Origin of the sequence: Muricauda sp. MAR_2010_75 (assembly GCF_000745185.1) — a bacterium.
Classification (GTDB): domain Bacteria; phylum Bacteroidota; class Bacteroidia; order Flavobacteriales; family Flavobacteriaceae; genus Flagellimonas.
The window spans coordinates 4,147,131-4,165,265 of record NZ_JQNJ01000001.1 but is presented as its reverse complement, the minus strand read 5'-3'; the positions used below and the strand labels follow the sequence as shown (position 1 = coordinate 4,165,265).

Sequence of the window (18,135 nt, the reverse complement as noted above, 5' to 3'; positions counted from 1 at the left end):
CCAAAAATCAAGCACCAAATCCCAAAAAAAAAGGAACTTGGTATTTGCCGCCTGCAGCTTTTTATAATTTGGGATTTTTGCAACTAGATTTTCTTCATCTGCTGCTGCATCATCTTGATCTGTTCGGTAAGCATGTTGTTCTTGTCCAATTTCTTGGCTTCCTGAAGCAACTGGGTGGCCTCTCGCTTTCTGCGCTTTTGCATGGCAATTCCGGCCAAGCTCAATTTGGTCATGGCCACATCATAATCCATGGTAAGACCAAATTTTAGGGCCTGTTTAAAGTACTTTTCCGCCTGGGTAAGGTTTTTTTGGGAATAAATAATACCATGCAGGTAGTTGTAGTAGCCCTGCTGCTTTTTGATCAAGGCAGCGGAAGGGTTTTTGATTTTGTCCAACCACTTTTGGGTGCCTTCCATGTCCTGTTTACGCATCCGTAGAAAGGCCAACAAAATTATTTCGTTCCTAAAATAAAGGAAAATGAAGATCAACGAAAACAGGATCAAGGCAATTCCGTTGCCAATATACCCTTCAATAAATTGATAAACGGCATATCCAATGATCAATGCGGCGATAACAAGTTTAATGTTTTTGTTGAACATATTCCAGTTGATTTTTACCTTTTGTTTAGCGCTGGCAAAAGTACTAAAAACTAATTTAAATATTTTTGTGGTTGACTTGCCAAAATAAAAAGTCTTCGTATATTTGCGCCCAGAATTTTTCGGGAAGAATTTTCCCAGCAACAAAATCCATTAAAAGAGTTCCGAAATGAAAAGAACGTATCAGCCGTCAAAAAGGAAGAGAAGAAACAAGCATGGTTTTAGGGAGCGCATGGCGACTGCCAATGGTAGAAAAGTTCTTGCGAGAAGAAGGGCCAAGGGAAGAAAGAGATTAACGGTTTCCTCTGAGCCAAGACATAAAAAATAATGACTGTATTATAGTTTTAAATTAAAGGTGTTACTTTTCCAGTAACACCTTTTTTTTGACGTACCAACAAAAAAACGAGTAACACCCTATATAGAAATGCCAAAAAGAAAAGATTTAAAATCCATTTTGATTATTGGTTCTGGCCCTATCATCATTGGTCAGGCATGTGAGTTCGATTATTCAGGTTCCCAAGCACTTCGCTCGCTTCGTGAGGACGGTATTGAAACTATCTTGATCAACAGCAATCCGGCTACGATCATGACAGACCCTGCCATGGCAGACCACGTGTATTTGAAACCTTTGACCACCAAATCAATCGTTGAGATTTTAAAGAAACATCCCAATGTAGATGCCGTTTTGCCCACAATGGGCGGTCAAACAGCCTTGAACCTGTGTATTGAGGCCGATGAAAAAGGTATTTGGGAAGATTTTGGTGTAGAGATCATCGGTGTGGACATCGATGCCATCAACATTACAGAAGACCGCGAGAAATTCAGGGAATTGATGTTGAAAATTGGCATAGGAATGCCACCACAAGCATCGGCAACATCCTTTTTAAAAGGAAAAGAAATTGCCCAGGAATTTGGTTTTCCCTTGGTAATCCGTGCTTCGTTCACCCTTGGAGGGGCCGGGGCAGGTATTGTTTATGACCCAGAACATTTTGATGATATGTTGAGCCATGGTCTGGAAGTATCACCCATTCACGAGGTGATGATTGACAAGGCTTTGATGGGTTGGAAGGAATATGAATTGGAGCTGCTTCGTGATAAAAATGATAACGTGGTCATTATCTGTACTATCGAAAATATGGACCCGATGGGCATCCACACAGGGGACTCCATTACTGTAGCTCCCGCAATGACTTTATCCGACAGAACTTTTCAACGGATGCGGGACATGGCCATCCACATGATGCGTAGCATCGGGGATTTTGCTGGAGGTTGTAACGTACAGTTTGCTGTGAGCCCAGATGAAAAAGAAGATATCATTGCCATTGAGATTAACCCAAGAGTTTCCCGATCATCCGCATTGGCATCAAAAGCAACGGGATATCCCATTGCAAAAATTGCGGCCAAATTGGCCATTGGGTATACCTTGGATGAATTGGACAACCAAATCACCAAGTCCACTTCGGCCTTGTTTGAGCCTACTTTGGATTATGTCATTGTAAAAATTCCTAGATGGAACTTTGATAAGTTTGAAGGTTCGGACCGAACCTTGGGGCTACAGATGAAGTCTGTTGGGGAAGTTATGGGTATTGGTCGCTCGTTCCAAGAAGCCCTGCACAAAGCCACGCAATCCCTTGAAATCAAACGTAATGGTTTAGGGGCCGATGGAAAAGGGTACAAGGACTATGAAAAAATCATCCATAAATTAAAAGTACCCAGTTGGGACCGAGTTTTTGTCATCTACGATGCCATTCAATTGGGGATTCCGTTAAAGCGCATCCATGACATCACCAAGATAGATATGTGGTTCTTAAAACAATACGAAGAACTACACTTCTTGGAAATGGAAATTTCAAAATATACGGTGGAAAGCCTGCCAAAAGCCCTGCTTTTGGAAGCCAAGCAAAAAGGTTTTGCTGACCGCCAGATAGCACACATGTTGGACTGCTATGAAAGCGAAGTGCACACCAAACGTACCGATTTGGGAATCAACCGGGTATACAAATTAGTAGATACCTGTGCCGCCGAGTTTAAGGCCGTCACTCCATATTACTACTCCACGTTTGAGGAAGAAATTGAGACGCCGGAAGGGGAGCGCTATGTGGCAAACGACAGTGTGGTGACCGATAAGAAAAAGATTGTTGTACTGGGGTCGGGTCCCAACCGAATAGGACAGGGAATAGAGTTTGATTATTGCTGTGTGCATGGGGTCTTGGCCGCTGCCGAATGCGGTTACGAAACTATTATGATCAACTGTAACCCCGAAACCGTTTCCACGGATTTTGATACGGCTGACAAGCTCTATTTTGAGCCCGTTTTCTGGGAGCATATCTACGATATTATTCGACACGAAAAGCCTGAGGGCGTAATTGTACAGTTAGGTGGCCAGACTGCACTGAAGTTGGCCGAGAAATTGGATAAATACGGAGTTAATATCATTGGTACCAGCTTTAAATCCTTGGATTTGGCCGAAGACAGGGGAAGTTTCTCCACATTGTTGAAGGACAATGGCATACCTTACCCACGATTCGGAGTGGCGGAAACCGCTGAGGAAGCCTTGGAATTGGCTGATGAATTGAACTTCCCCCTTTTGGTGAGACCATCCTATGTTTTAGGAGGACAAGGCATGAAAATTGTAATCAACAAAGAAGAATTGGAAGTCCACGTAGTGGATTTGCTGCGAAATATCCCAAACAATAAACTGTTATTGGATCATTATTTGGATGGCGCCATTGAAGCGGAAGCCGATGCGATTTGTGATGGAGAGGATGTTTACATCATCGGAATCATGGAACATATTGAACCCTGCGGGATACACTCAGGAGATTCCAATGCTACCTTACCTCCGTTCAATCTTGGGGAGTTTGTTATGCAGCAGATCAAGGACCATACCCGTAAAATTGCACTGGCCTTGAATACAGTTGGGTTGATCAACATTCAGTTTGCAATCAAAGACGATATTGTTTACATCATTGAAGCCAATCCAAGGGCATCCAGAACGGTACCCTTTATTGCCAAAGCCTATGGTGAGCCGTATGTAAATTTTGCGACCAAAGTGATGTTGGGCGAGAAGAAAATCAAAGATTTCAAATTCAACCCAAAATTGGATGGTTATGCCATAAAGCAGCCTGTATTTTCATTCAACAAGTTCCCTAACGTGAACAAAAACCTAGGACCGGAAATGAAGAGTACGGGAGAGAGCATTCTGTTTATTGACAGCCTCAAGGACGACGAATTCTACAATTTGTATTCCCGAAGAAAGATGTACTTGAGTAAGTAATCTCGAAAGATTAAAAGTTAAACCTTTGAAGTGGTCGACTAGTCTTTGATATTAAAAGATTCGGCAATCGTTTCAAAGGTTTTTTTATGTTCCTGTTTTTTGCTTTTCAAGGTCCAGGACATGATCATATAAATTTTGCTTTTTCCGTCTATAAAAGTTAAGAAATAACTCAGTTCTTCGGGAATGTTATCCACCTTGGCATCAATTTCTGCAGCTTCAGCATGAAGTCCATTAATGGATATCGAAGATGGATTGGATTGATGTGTGATTTCCATTCGTTCTGCCAAGCGTTTTAATTGGATATCCCTATAAAGCGCAATACTGAATTTATCCCCATAATCCAATTTGTTTAGAGCGGCGACAAACTCTTTTTTGGGCTCATCAATAACAATGGTATACATTTCTTTGTGGATATTCTGATATTGTAGTGAGGCATCCCTGTTCAAAGCAGTAGTCTTTTGCATATCCTTGGGAATACTGATTTCATAATCAGCAACATGTATTTTGTTGAATTCAACCTTGTTGGTTGTGGAATCTGTTTTCTTCTTTTTGCCATCACCACAAGAAATCAGGGTAAGAGCGATACATGCCGTAAGTAGGTGGATAAATTTTGTTTTCATGGATTTGGTTTAAAAAGTGTTGGGGCTAAATAAAGGAATTAATTCAGAAATCCATAAAAAAGGCCCCGAAACCGGGGCCATCTCCATTTGTTACAATTGTAAGCCCTATCCTTCAAGCGGTTTATGGGTGCTAACGGCAATGCGGTTCCATGCATTTATGGTCACCACAGCCATAATGATTTGGGCAAGGTAATTCTCATCAAACAGTTCAATAGCTTTTTGATAGGTTTCCTGTGTTAATCCATTTTCATGGATCAAGGTGACTTCTTCGGTAATTTTAAGAATGACCTGCTCCTCTTCCGAATACAGTTCGGTATCCCACCAAGCATCCAACAAAAGCAAACGTTTTGGATTTTCTCCCAGTTTCAGGGCTTCTTCTGTATGCATGTTAATGCAAAATGCACATCCATTGATTTGGCTGGCCCTTATCTTGATGAGCTCGTAGTGGATTTTGCTCAATTGTCCCTCTTGCATATATTTTTCTAGGCCGAACATGCCGTTAAAAGCTTTGGGTTCCACTTCATCAATCTGAATTCTTTTTTCCATGGTTTATTTGTTTTTTGAATTTGGAACGAAGGTATTCCATGCCCTATCCAAAAAACTTAAACAGGTTTAAGAACGCTTTTTGGCCCGAATCTCGCTCACATATTCAGGGGTGAGCCCTAAAAAGGAAGCAATCAAATATTGGGGAACGCGTTGGGCAAATTCGGGAAAGTGCTCGGTAAAGTGAAAGTAGATTTCCTCTTTGGAAAAATCGAACATGTGTTTCATTTTCCGTAAGGAAGCACCATACCCAATTTGGTACATGATTCTAAAGTAGCGTTCCATTTGTGGAAATTCTTTAAGCAACTGCTCTTGTTTTTCAAAAGTAATTGATAGCAGTTTAGTGTCCTCAACAGCTTGAATAGTAAAATCTGTCCTAGTTTGGTTCAAATAGGCCAAGCCATCTGTCATCCACCAATTGTCAATCGCAAACTGAACCGTTCGTTCCACTCCCTTTTCATTGGTAAAATACATATGCAGACAACCATTGAGCACAAAATAATTGTGGGTGCAGGAATTTCCTGCTTCAAGCAATAATTGTTTTTTAAAGACATTTTGGAATTCAAAAAATGTAATGATTGCCTGAAAATCTTCATGACTGACCGGGATAAACTTGTTGATATGGGCAAAGAATTGTTCTGACATTGGTGTTTCAAAAATAAAAAGAAAGTGTTTCAAAGCACTTTCTTAGCACATTTCAGAAAAGGGATAAATTTTTGTTAAAACAAGCCAAAGAATTTTGCAGTTAATTGAACCATATGAAAAAATTACAAGGTTTTTTGTAAAAATGATAGGAGCAGTGGCAATTTTAACCATAATTAACAATGACTATTTGTGCGGATAGTTCCAGTGACATAGTTTTGTTGCCCAAATGAAAAAAGCGTTCAAAAGATATTTGTTCCCCCTCTGCATCCTATTGTTGGGTGGATTCATCAATCATTTATATGCTGATGACCAAGACAATATAAATGATGGGAGCGCTTGTTATGTAGCGCATCAGTATCTTGACCACACTACTGTGGACACTGCTCATATAGGTTTTGAAAAAAGCCTTTTTGTTGAGATAACCGATGTTGAGGAGCAAGAGGAAAGAGACGAAGATCTTGCACCTTATAATTCAGATTTCCAATTTGGCAGTTACTTCACTGCCTTTTTTTATGCCTCTGTTTCTGGGCAAGAATTTCGTGAACTTGAAATAAATCTTGGGTTTTCCCAACCTACTTCAATCACCACGCCCTTTAAGAGGCATATTCAATTTCAAGTCTTTAGAATATAGAATTCACTTCTAAAGTAGGCCCATATCTCATTGGCCACTTTTCATCAACCCATTGAATACTATTCAATACTCTGGGCGGGTTCATGCTATAATGGATTTGGACCTTCCTACCATACATCTCAACACCAATTTATTAAACCTGTAACATTATGAGGAGAATTCCCATGTTCATTGGCTTGTTTGTATTGCTTTGCCATTCAAGCTGCGAGTCCAAAAAACACGAAAAAAAGGACGAGACCAAATTCCTAGTGAGCAGTCCCATTAAAAAGGACACTTCCATTACCAAAGACTATGTGTGCCAAATCCATTCCATTAGACATATTGAGCTCAGGGCTCTGGAGAAAGGATATTTACAGCACATTTCTGTGGATGAAGGCCAGCATGTAAAAAAGGGCCAACAGATGTTTCACATTATGCCCAATGTGTACGAAGCGGATTTACAAAAGGCCAAAGCAGAGGCTGAAGTGGCCGAAATACAGTACAAGAACACCAAGTTGTTGGCTGATGGCAATGTAGTTTCCGAAAATGAATTGGCCATGGCAAAGGCTGAATACGATAGGGCAAAAGCCGAAGTGACCTTGGCCGAGACCCATTTAGGGTTCACGGATATACGAGCCCCATTTGACGGCATTATGGACCACTTGGAAGTAAGGGAGGGAAGCCTTTTGGATGAAGGTGAACTCTTGACCACACTTTCTGATAACAGTAAAATGTGGGTCTATTTCAACGTGCCCGAAGCGGAGTACTTGGATTACATCACCAGTGCTAATAAGGATACCAAACCATCTGTGGATTTGCTTATGGCCAACAACAGGAAATTTAACCAATCCGGTATCGTGGAAACCATTGAGGGGGAATTCAACAATGAGACAGGAAACATTGCTTTCCGGGCCACTTTTGATAATCCAGATGGCATTCTTCGTCATGGTGAGACGGGCAGCATTTTAATGAGAGTCCCACTGGATAACGCCATGCTCATTCCACAAAAGGCCACGTTTGAGGTCTTGGACAAAAAATATGTTTTCGTTTTGGACAAGGATGACAAGGTGCAACAACGCGAGATTATCGTAGGGGCAGAGCTACCACATCTTTTTGTTGTGGAAAAAGGATTGTCGGAAAATGATAAGGTGTTGTTGGAAGGAATCCGAATGGTGCGAAATGGCGAAAAGATTCATTACGATTTCGAGAAGCCCGAGGAGATCCTGTCCAACTTAGAGTTATACACGGAGTAGAACAATCCCATAATCTTCTAACAGATGTTTAAAAAATTTATTCATAGGCCTGTTTTGGCAATAGTGATCTCAGTGATCATTGTCTTTACCGGTCTACTCGCTATAAAGCAATTGCCCATATCGCAGTTTCCACAGATTGCACCAACCACCGTCAATATTTTTATCGCCTACCCTGGATCAAGCGCGGACGTGTTGGTGAAATCGACCCTTATTCCTTTGGAAACCTCCATAAATGGGGTACAGGGCATGCGATATATTGCCTCCGATGCCACTAGTGCTGGGGAAGGTACATTGCGTGTGATTTTTGAACCGGGAACTGACCCCAACCAAGCGGTGGTTCGGGTAAAGACCCGGGTGGATCAGGTAATGCCGCTGCTTCCCGAGTTGGTGCAGCGTGAAGGTGTCATCATTACCCCCGTACAGCCCAGTATGTTGATGTACGTGAACCTATACAGTGACGCCAAGAACAACGACGAAAAATTCCTTTACAACTATGCCTACACCAAAATGATTCCTGAAATACAGCGAATCAATGGTATTGCCAGTGCCCAGATCTTGGGTAGCCGAAAATTTGCCATGCGCGTTTGGTTGAAACCAGACCGTATGCGGGCGTACAATGTATCCGCAGAGGAAATTCTGGAGGCCATGGAAGACCAAAGTATTTTGGCACGTCCAGGCCGATTGGGACGAAGCTCTGGTAAAAAAGCCCAATCTCTCGAATACGTTTTGGTCTACCAGGACCGATATAGTGAACCGGAACAGTACAAAGACATCATCATTAAGGCCAATGAGGAGGGAGAAATCTTGAAATTGGGCGATTTGGCCGATGTGGAACTCGGAAGTGAATTCTTTGATATTTACTCCAACCTAGATGGTAAACCATCGGCATCCATCGTATTGAAACAAACTTTTGGCAGCAATGGTAGCGATGTCATCGCATCGGTAAAGGACAAATTAAAGGAACTGGAAGCGGAAATGCCTCCGGGAATCGATTACAAGATCAGTTATGACGTATCCAACTTTTTGGATGCTTCCATAGAACAAGTACTCCATACGCTACGGGATGCCTTTATTCTGGTAGCGATTGTGGTGTTCCTGTTTTTGGGCGATTGGCGTTCTACCTTGATTCCCATTATCGCCGTACCCGTTTCCTTGATTGGGGCCTTCTTTGTAATGCAGCTCTTTGGACTGTCCATCAACCTGATTACCCTGTTCGCTCTCGTATTGGCGATTGGTATTGTGGTGGACAATGCCATTGTGGTAGTTGAGGCCGTACACGTGAAGATGCATGAGGAAAATCTCACACCCTACAAAGCTTCCTATGAGGTGTTGGGTGAAATTGGAGGGGCCATTATTGCCATTACCTTGGTAATGACCTCGGTGTTTATCCCGATTTCATTTATGACCGGACCCGTTGGAGTGTTCTATCGACAGTTCTCCATTACCATGGCAGGATCCATTGTCATTTCGGCTATTGTGGCTTTGACCTTGACCCCGGTCCTCTGTGCCATGATGTTGAAAAATACCCATGGCAAGCCACGAAGAAAATCGCCTGTAAACCGTTTCATCGATTGGTTCAACTCCAAATTTGAAAAACTTACCGGAAGATATGTCGGTGTTCTGAACAAGATTGTGAATCGAAGGGTGGTCACTTTTGGAGTGTTGTTGGCCTTCTGTGCGGGAATCTTCTTTACCAATCAGGTGTTGCCTGCTGGATTTATCCCCAATGAAGACCAAGGAATGATCTACGCTATCATCCAAACCCCTCCCGGAGCTACGTTGGAACGGACCAATGAGGTGGCCCGAAAACTTCAAAAAATATGTGAAGAGACCGAAGGGGTTGAATCCGTTTCCTCTTTGGCGGGATATGAAATCATGACTGAAGGTCGTGGTTCCAATGCAGGTACTTGCCTCATCAACTTAAAACCATGGTCGCAACGGGAACACTCCGTACATGAGATTATGGAAGAGTTGGAGGAGGAGACCAAAGACTTAGGTGCGGTCATCGAGTATTTTGAACCGCCAGCAGTTCCCGGTTTTGGTTCTTCCGGTGGTTTTTCATTGCGGTTGTTGGATAAGACCAACGGTACAGACTACCATGAGTTTGAACGTATCAACAATGAGTTTATGGATGCGCTACGAGAACGTAAGGAATTGACAGGTTTGTTCACCTTCTTCGCAGCGAATTATCCGCAGTACGAACTGAAAATCAACAATAAAGCAGCTATGCAAAAAGGGGTCTCCATTGGTAAGGCCATGGAAAACCTGAACATTCTCATTGGTAGTACCTATGAACAAGGTTTCATCCGTTTTGGACGCTTCTTTAAGGTGTATACCCAAGCCGCTCCAGAATACCGAGCACTGCCCTCAGATCTTGAGAAGTTGTTTGTGAAGAACGAAGAGGGCGAAATGGTCCCTTATTCGGCCTTCATGACCATGGAGAAGAAACTCGGACCTAATGAGATCACACGTTACAACCTCTATAACTCGGCAGCCATTCGGGGACTTCCCGCCGCCAGGTATACCAGTGGGGATGCCATTAAAGCCATTCAGGAAGTGGCCGAGGAGAGTCTGCCAAGAGGTTACGATATTGCTTGGGAGGGACTTTCCTATGATGAGGCTCAACGTGGTAATGAATCCATCTACATCTTTATTGTAGTATTGATTTTCGTGTACCTCGTATTGGCCGCCCAATATGAAAGTTTCTTGTTGCCCCTTGCAGTGATTTTGTCCCTTCCGGTTGGGGTCTTCGGTTCCTTTTTCTTATTGAAATTGATGGGATTGAGTAACGACGTTTACGCTCAGATTGGTATGATTATGCTGGTGGGACTGTTGGGTAAAAACGCGGTATTGATTGTGGAGTTTGCGGTGCAGAAGCATCGACAGGGCGCCACCATCTTGGCTGCGGCGATTGAAGGTTCCAAACAGCGTTTCAGACCTATTTTGATGACCTCCTTCGCCTTTATCGCCGGGTTGATTCCGTTGGTGGTGGCCACAGGTGCAGGAGCCATTGGAAACCGAACCATTGGTGGTTCTGCTCTGGGTGGGATGCTCATAGGTACTGTATTTGGGGTATTGGTGATTCCCGGTCTCTATTTCATCTTCGCCAAAATGGCCGAAGGCAAGAGCCTTATTCGGGATGAACATGATGAGCCAATTTCCGAAGAGTTCTTCAAAACCAGAGATGATAGTAAACTTCGGGCGCGTTTGCGTGAAGTAAATCGACTTTTGAAAAAAATGACCACAAGAAATGGAAACAATAAGAAAAAAGGGAAGAAAGATGAAGAATAGTAAATCATATGTGATAGGTGTTCTCGCTGTAGTGGCCCTGTATTCTTGTGTGCCCACGCGAGAGATTCGGGATGAAAGCACTTCTGTTCCCGAGCAATATCAGAATCAGTCCACCGATACCACAAATACAGGCTTGGTGCAATGGAAGGACTTTTTTAAAGACCCAAACCTCGTTGCGTTGATTGATACTGCTTTGGTAAACAACCAAGAGTTGAACATTATGCTTCAACAGGTGGATATAGCCAAGAATGGCATTCAGGCCAAAAAAGGAGAGTACTTACCTTTTGTGAACATCCAAGCAGGTGCTGAAGTTGAAAAAGTGGGGGAATATACCCGCAATGGGGCTGTGGAAAAGAACCTTGAAGTAAAGGAAGGGGCGGAGTTCCCCGAACCGCTCACCGATTACATGGTGGGTGCCTTTGCCACCTGGGAACTGGATGTATGGAAAAAGTTGCGCAATGAGAAGAAAGCGGCTGTTTTTGAATATCTGTCCAGTGTTGAGGGCAAAAATTTCATGGTGACCAATTTGGTGGCTGAGATTGCTGACTCCTATTATGAGTTGATGGCGTTGGACAATCAGTTGTCCATCATTGACCAAAACTTGGAAATACAGCAGAATGCCTTAAAAATGGTAAAACTGCAGAAGCAGGCAGCTAGAGCGACTGAGTTGGCCGTAAAACGTTTTCAGGCAGAGGTGATGAAAAACCAAAGCCATAAGTATGAAATCCAACAGGAAATCGTGGAAACGGAGAACAGACTTAATTTTTTGATCGGTAGGTCGCCCCAACATATTCAGAGGACATCGGACAATTTCATTGATATGTCCATTGACACCATCTACGCGGGGATACCTTCGCAATTGTTGCAAAACCGCCCAGATGTGCGTCAAGCGGAATTTGAATTGGCAGCAGCCAAATTGGACACTAAAGCGGCCAGAGCCAGTTTTTATCCCCAATTCACTATTAAGGCGGGAGCAGGATTGCAAGCATTTGACACGAAGTATTTGACCACCACCCCAGAGTCCGTGTTGTATTCGGTCATGGGGGATATGGTAGCGCCGTTGATCAACAGAAATGCGATAAAAGCGCAGTACAAGAATGCCACAGACCGACAATTGCAAGCGGTGTACGAATACGAGAAGGCCATTTTAAATGCGTATATCGAAGTGGCCAATCAGTTGTCCAACATCGACAATCTAAAAATGAGCTATGAATTAAAAAACGGTCAAGTGCAAGCCCTAACGGAATCCATCGACCTATCCACACGTTTGTTCCAATCCGCTAGGGTGGAATACATTGAGGTGTTGTTGGCACAGCGTGAGGCATTGGAGTCCAGAATGGAACTGGTAGAGACCAAAAAAGACCAGCTATTGGCCCAGGTTACCATGTACCGGGCCTTGGGCGGCGGCTGGAACTAGAGTGCCCTGAATCTAGGATTGATAGTGTTGTTGTTATGCCTACTTATAAGGCTATCGGTCATCTCAAAAGTGAAAGCCCATGCTACAATTGTAACATGGGCTTTCTAATTTTTTTGAACATGCGAAACGCTCATTCTACAATGGCTGAAGCCACCTCGCGGTGTATCTTCCATTGATTATCCTCCTTATCTTTTTTAAGAATGACGATAAAAGTATCTTGTAATTCAACCGACTCACCTTTATCATTGGTATAGTATACTTTACTGGTACCGTAATCATAGGCAACGGAATCACTTACCACAACGGTTTCCTCTGGAGTCATGATGATGCTATCATAGCTGAATTTTCCCAAGCGGGCTTCACGTTGTTTTTTGTATTCCAGCCAATCAGCACTACCAGGGGAAACTCCCTTCATATCTGTTGTGGCATACTGGGGCAGATCGCCGTACCTTTTTTCTTTGATGGCCTGTTGAAAGGATGAACGAAGTTGATTGATGGCCTCTACTTCTGCGGCAACATCAATGGTTTCAATAACGGGTTCTTCCGTTGTAACCTCAGTATCCTTCGGAGTTTGATTACAGGCTAAAACAAGAAATGTCAATGGAAAAACAATTTTCTTCATACTACTAATTTAAGGTTGGTGTTTAATGAAGCAGTAATATACTGATTCTTAGTATTCTGAAAAAAAGGTGGTTTTCTTAATTTTAATCCTTGTCTTTATATTTTTCAAACCAAGCCAAAACACTTGCAATTTTTGCTATTAAATTGCTAGGTCTGTTGGCGATGCCATGTGAGGCACCCGGAATTCGAACCATGGCCGTTTCCACATTTTGCAATTTCAGTGCAGCATAAAATTGTTCAGATTCCGCGATCGGTGTGCGATAATCTTCTTCACCAGTCATGAGCATGGTGGGCGTGGTCACATTGCCTACATAGGTCAATGGAGAACGTCGCATGTAATTTTCTGGGTCTTCCCAAGGTTTTTTCCCAAACCAATATTTGGAGAAAAAGGGCAGGGCATCGGCATACAACACAAAGCTGGTCCAGTTGATGACGGGTTTGGCCACAACAGCAGCTTTAAATCGATTTGTTTTGCCCACGATCCATGCGGTAAGCACACCACCGCCACTACCTCCGGTCACAAAAAGATTATTTTCATCCACATAACCTTTAGCCAGCACTGCATCCACTCCCGACATTAAGTCGTCATAATCATGATTTGGATAGTCATGGTGGATGAGGTTCCCAAATTCCTCCCCGTAGCTGGTACTTCCCCTGGGGTTGGAATAGAGCACCACGTAGCCTTCAGCAGCATACGCCTGTATTTCTGCTGAATACACCGCCCCATAACTTTGAAAGGGACCACCGTGGATTTCCAAGATCATCGGATATTTTTTGGAAGGGTCAAAATCTGGAGGGGTTACGACCCAACCCTGAATTTTACGTTGGTCATAGGAGGACTCCCACCAAATTTCCTCCACATTGCCCAAATTTTTGAAGGCAAAGAGGTCATCATTCAGTGCGGTAAGTCGTTTTTTGTTCTTTTTGGAATCCACCACTGCTAAATCTGCAGGATGTTTTGTGGTACCGTAGGTATATGCAAATTTCCCATTGGTTGAAGCCGAAAAACTGGCACCGTTGTAGGGTCTTCCCAAATTAAGACCACCTAATTCATCGGTAATGTCTTCAACAGCACCGGACAAGCTCATGGAAGCCAATTTGCCCATTCCCTGATCCGTATAGCTAAAATAAAAGCCATTGCCCTTGCTGTTCCAGGCCATGTCCTCCACATCACGGTCAAAATTTCCAGAAATCAACTGCGAACCGCTGCCGTCTGAATTCATGACATATAATTCGGTCAATTGATAGCCCTGAAATTTATCGTCATAGCCCAAATACGCAATTTTAGATCCATCTGGTGACAAAACGGGGTTCCCATCGGGACCAAAACGGTCGGTTAGGGGTGTAATCTTGCCATCGGAAACGCTAATGCTGTAGATTTCGCTATTGGCTGGTTTAAATTCCTCATCCTCGTGGAAATTGGCACTGAAATACAAATGGGAATTGTCTTTGGACCAAATTGGGCCTCCATGGTCAAAATCGGTAAAGGTGAGCTGTTTGGGAGTACCTCCACTGATAGGTAACGTAAACAATTGTGTGTTTCCACCTTTCAAGTAGCCTTGCCCATCCCCACGATAGTTCATTTGGTCAATGTACTTGGGCGGGTCATTCCATTTCGCTCCTTCAGGTTTGGCTGGAAGCTTCACAATAGAAGGGTTTTCTTTTGGTATAAACATGCTGAAGGCTAAATACTTATCGTCATAAGACCAAGAAACCTGCCCGGGGGTCTGCGGCGTATTGGTCAAGGCCATGGTTTCCTTGGTGTCCAACCACATCAGGTAGAGTTTCATTTTATCATCAGCCCTATTCGACTTAAAAATGATTTTGGAACCATCATGTGACCATCTGGGATAGAAATCGTTGTGGTTTCCAGTGGTCAATGGGCGGTTGTTGGAACCATCAAAATTCACGATCCAAAGGTTGGATAGGTTTTTATCGGTCATGACATCCTTAAAATTTCGAACATAGATGATTTTGGAACCATCTGGTGAAATTTGTGGGTCGGTGACCATTTCCATGTTAAAGATGTCCAAGAGTTCCAAGTTGGACTGCACTTGGCCATATCCCAAAGGGATAAGGGCGACAAAGAGCATTAGGTTGAGTAGTTTTTTCATTTTGTTGGGTTTAGTTGGTTATCTAGTTTATTCCTCCCACTCCGTATGGAAAATCCCTTCTTTATCTACACGCTCATAGGTATGTGAACCAAAATAGTCGCGCTGCGCCTGAATCAGGTTCAACGGCAGTTGACTACTGGTGTAGGCATCAAAATACGTAAGGGCATTGGAGAGTCCGGGTAGGGGAATACCGTTGGTGGCACCATAGGCGACCAATTCCCGAGCTGCGGCCACGGTTTCTTGAACTTTTTCCACAAAGGAGGGGGAGAGCAACAAATTCTCCAAGTTTTCATTCGCTTGGTAGGCCTCGGTAATGTCCGCCAACAAGGCCGCACGGATGATGCACCCAGCTCGCCAGATTTTACCAATTTCACCCAATTCCAGTTCGTAGCCATACTCTTTGGAAGCATCGGCCAATTGGTGCATGCCCTGCGCATAGGTAATGATAAAGGCAAAATACAATGCCTGTTCCGCTTTGCTGGTAAAATCAATTTTATTTACTGCTTTTGGCGTGGGTCGATCATACAATTCGTCTGCTTTGACACGCTCGTCCTTTAAGGCTGAGATTTCGCGCATGCTTACTGCCACATCTATAGTGGGAACGGGAATACCAAGATCCATCGCATTTTGGGAAGTCCATTTTCCGGTTCCTTTCTGTTTGGCCTTGTCCAATATTTTATCGACGAGATGGCCGTCCCCCAAATTATCCTTCTGTTCAAAGATTTCTGAAGTGATTTCCACCAAAAAGGATTGTAATCGACCTTCATTCCAAGTTGAATACGTTTCGTGGAGTTCTTCGTTGGAGAGTCCACCTGCTTTTTTCAGGAGGTCATAGATTTCCGAAGTGAGTTGCATCAACCCATATTCAATGCCGTTATGCACCATCTTCACATAGTTTCCGGCCGATTTCGGACCCAAATAAGCTACGCAAGGTTCTCCCTTGTATTTGGCGGACACAGCTTCAAAAATGGGTTTTACATGTTGATAGGCATCACGTGACCCACCCGGCATGATACTGGGTCCCAATCGCGCACCTTTTGCACCACCAGAGACGCCAGCACCAAAAAAGTTGATGCCTTTTTCTTTTAGATAGGCCTCGCGTCGGTCTGTATCGGTGAAAAAAGAGTTTCCTCCATCAATAATAATATCGCCTTTGTCCAAATGGGGTAGCAAACTTTCAATGACAATGTCCACCACCTTTCCAGCAGGGACCAATAGCATAATTTTTCTAGGGGTGGCGAGTGCATCCACAAAGGTTTTTACATCGGTGGAGGCATCTACCTTTTCCGTATTTCCACCTTCAGAGATCAAGGCATTCACTTTTTCATCATCCAAGTCATTTCCAAAAGCGGTAAACCCATTATCCGCCACATTCAAAATAAAATTGCGTCCCATTACGCCAAGGCCAACCAGCCCAAAATCATACTTCTTTGTCATGTTCTTTATTTTTAACCTCTTACGTTAAGACTTCGCTAAGTAGGCCATTAATTGAAATCTGAACCTAAAATAAACCTTATATTCGTTACGCTCAAATAATAATGGCCCCATGAAGAAATGAAAGGGCAATTTTGTAGACTCAAGCAGCAAAACCCATATTGTTATGAAGAAGACTGACAACCAGATGCTGGTAATTTTTGGGGCATCGGGCGACTTAACAGCGAGAAAACTGATACCCGGCCTGTTCAATCTCTATTTGGCTGGACACCTTCCCAAGAATTTTGTGGTGTTGGGTGCCAGTCGGAGTAATTTAAACGATGCCGATTTTAGGGACAGAGTGGTCCACAAAAGCCCGTATCTGAAAGATAAAATCAAAGATGCTGGAATCGAAAAAGCCAATAGTTTTGCCAATATGCTCTATTATGAGGATTTAGGTGCGGATTATGATACGGATTATGGGGACTTGAGAAAGCGTGTTGAGGAACTGAAGGATAAGCACAATACTTCGGGGAATATCATTTACTACCTTTCAACACCTCCTACATTGTATGAAACCGTGGCCAAAAACCTAGCCGATGCAGAAATGAACACCCAAAACCATGGTTGGAAACGTCTGATTGTGGAAAAACCGTTTGGGTACAGTTTGGAAACAGCACAAAAACTGAACAAGGGACTGCACCGATTTTTTGAGGAACACCAGATTTATCGTATCGACCATTATTTGGGAAAGGAAACCGTACAGAACTTGTTGGTTACGCGTTTTTCCAACAGCATTTTTGAACCCCTTTGGAACCGAAACTACATTCATCATGTGGAGATTACCAATGCCGAGAGCGTAGGGGTGGAAAAACGGGGAGGCTATTATGACAAATCTGGGGCGCTACGGGATATGTTCCAAAACCATTTATTGCAGTTGGTTTCCTTGGTGGTGATGGAACCTCCTATCGGAGACCAACCCGAGGAAATTCGGAATGAGAAGGTGAAGGCCTTAAAATCACTTCGGGTTATGAAAGATGAAAAGACCTTGTTCGATAATACTATTCGAGCTCAATACGTAGCCTCCGAAGTCAGTGGCAAGAAGGTAAAAGGCTATCGCGAAGAGGATGGGGTAGACCCCAATTCCACCACGGAAACCTATGCAGCCATTAAATTCTATGTGGATAATTGGCGTTGGCACGGCACCCCTTTTTATGTGCGAACGGCCAAGCGTATGCCTACCAAGGTTACGGAAATTGTGATTCACTTTAAGGAGCCCCACCACCAAATTTTTCAGGAATCGGGGATGCACCGCGATAATAAATTGGTTATCCGAATCCAGCCTGATGAAGGTATTTTAATCAAGTTTGGCGTGAAGGTGCCCGGCCAGGGCTTTAAAGTGGAGCGTGCCAATATGGACTTTTACTATTCCAGTTTGGCAGAAACCTATGTTATGGAAGCGTATGAGCGACTGTTGTTGGATGCCATGCAGGGCGATGCTACACTATACGCTAGAGCTGATGAGGTGGAGGCCGCGTGGGAATTCGTGGATCCTATCCTTAACTATTGGAAAAGTGGGGAGGATGTACGGATGTATGGGTATGCCGCTGGGGTTTGGGGCCCTGAGAATGCTGACGATTTAATTGATGGAAATGGAATTTGGCGTAATCCGGGAGAAAACTTGGCTGATGATCCAGGCTATTGTGTGATTTGTTAGTTTTAGGAGTTAGGAGTT

Annotated in this window: 14 protein-coding genes; 7 read left to right on the top strand and 7 right to left on the bottom strand. The window is 43.4% G+C overall.

Features of this window, described 5'->3' with window-relative positions:
• Positions 1 to 83 precede the first annotated feature (83 nt).
• Entirely contained in the window at positions 84 to 599 is a 516-nt protein-coding gene (locus FG28_RS18790) for a hypothetical protein (protein ID WP_036386881.1), read from the bottom strand.
• A 166-nt stretch (positions 600 to 765) separates the two neighbouring features.
• Here FG28_RS18790 and rpmH point away from each other — a divergent pair, with 166 nt between their 5' ends.
• Both rpmH and carB read left to right on the top strand, forming a co-directional pair.
• Entirely contained in the window at positions 766 to 924 is a 159-nt protein-coding gene (rpmH, locus tag FG28_RS20515) for a 50S ribosomal protein L34 (RefSeq protein ID WP_072882462.1), read from the top strand.
• 96 nt (positions 925 to 1,020) lie between these two features.
• Positions 1,021 to 3,873, top strand: a complete 2,853-nt coding sequence (carB, locus tag FG28_RS18785) for a carbamoyl-phosphate synthase large subunit (protein WP_036385562.1) — start codon at positions 1,021 to 1,023, stop codon at positions 3,871 to 3,873.
• A 38-nt stretch (positions 3,874 to 3,911) separates the two neighbouring features.
• Here the strand turns inward: carB and FG28_RS18780 are convergent, their stop codons facing one another.
• The 3 genes from FG28_RS18780 to FG28_RS18770 all read right to left on the bottom strand — a co-directional run bounded on the left by FG28_RS18780 (position 3,912) and on the right by FG28_RS18770 (position 5,681).
• Positions 3,912 to 4,493, bottom strand: a complete 582-nt coding sequence (locus FG28_RS18780; RefSeq protein WP_036385560.1) for a hypothetical protein — start codon at positions 4,491 to 4,493, stop codon at positions 3,912 to 3,914.
• A 105-nt stretch (positions 4,494 to 4,598) separates the two neighbouring features.
• Positions 4,599 to 5,039, bottom strand: coding sequence for a carboxymuconolactone decarboxylase family protein (locus FG28_RS18775; RefSeq protein WP_036385558.1), 441 nt, complete (start codon positions 5,037 to 5,039; stop codon positions 4,599 to 4,601).
• Positions 5,040 to 5,105: 66 nt separating this feature from the next.
• Positions 5,106 to 5,681: a Crp/Fnr family transcriptional regulator gene (locus FG28_RS18770; RefSeq protein WP_036385556.1), complete on the bottom strand. Its 576-nt coding sequence runs from the start codon at positions 5,679 to 5,681 to the stop codon at positions 5,106 to 5,108.
• Positions 5,682 to 5,907: 226 nt separating this feature from the next.
• Here FG28_RS18770 and FG28_RS18765 point away from each other — a divergent pair, with 226 nt between their 5' ends.
• From FG28_RS18765 to FG28_RS18750, 4 genes are all read left to right on the top strand, one after another.
• On the top strand, positions 5,908 to 6,312 hold the full coding sequence (locus tag FG28_RS18765) for a hypothetical protein (RefSeq protein ID WP_036385554.1): 405 nt from the start codon (positions 5,908 to 5,910) through the stop codon (positions 6,310 to 6,312).
• Positions 6,313 to 6,461: 149 nt separating this feature from the next.
• Entirely contained in the window at positions 6,462 to 7,544 is a 1,083-nt protein-coding gene (locus tag FG28_RS18760) for an efflux RND transporter periplasmic adaptor subunit (RefSeq protein ID WP_036385553.1), read from the top strand.
• A 24-nt stretch (positions 7,545 to 7,568) separates the two neighbouring features.
• Complete coding sequence (locus FG28_RS18755) at positions 7,569 to 10,835, top strand: efflux RND transporter permease subunit (RefSeq protein WP_036385551.1); 3,267 nt, start codon at positions 7,569 to 7,571, stop codon at positions 10,833 to 10,835.
• On the top strand, positions 10,825 to 12,252 hold the full coding sequence (locus FG28_RS18750; RefSeq protein WP_231562656.1) for a TolC family protein: 1,428 nt from the start codon (positions 10,825 to 10,827) through the stop codon (positions 12,250 to 12,252). The genes FG28_RS18755 and FG28_RS18750 overlap by 11 nt, the downstream gene beginning before the upstream one ends.
• Positions 12,253 to 12,382: 130 nt before the next feature.
• On the opposite strand, the gene FG28_RS18745 is transcribed toward FG28_RS18750, so the two are convergent.
• From FG28_RS18745 to gndA, 3 genes are all read right to left on the bottom strand, one after another.
• Complete coding sequence (locus FG28_RS18745) at positions 12,383 to 12,874, bottom strand: DUF4440 domain-containing protein (RefSeq protein WP_036385547.1); 492 nt, start codon at positions 12,872 to 12,874, stop codon at positions 12,383 to 12,385.
• Positions 12,875 to 12,956: 82 nt separating this feature from the next.
• A complete protein-coding gene (locus tag FG28_RS18740; RefSeq protein WP_036385545.1) occupies positions 12,957 to 14,987 on the bottom strand; it encodes a S9 family peptidase in 2,031 nt (676 codons plus the stop codon).
• Between the two features lie 27 nt (positions 14,988 to 15,014).
• Positions 15,015 to 16,424: an NADP-dependent phosphogluconate dehydrogenase gene (gndA, locus tag FG28_RS18735; RefSeq protein ID WP_036385543.1), complete on the bottom strand. Its 1,410-nt coding sequence runs from the start codon at positions 16,422 to 16,424 to the stop codon at positions 15,015 to 15,017.
• Between the two features lie 163 nt (positions 16,425 to 16,587).
• Between gndA and zwf the strand changes: the two genes are divergently transcribed.
• Positions 16,588 to 18,117, top strand: a complete 1,530-nt coding sequence (gene zwf, locus FG28_RS18730) for a glucose-6-phosphate dehydrogenase (RefSeq protein WP_036385541.1) — start codon at positions 16,588 to 16,590, stop codon at positions 18,115 to 18,117.
• Positions 18,118 to 18,135: the final 18 nt, after the last annotated feature.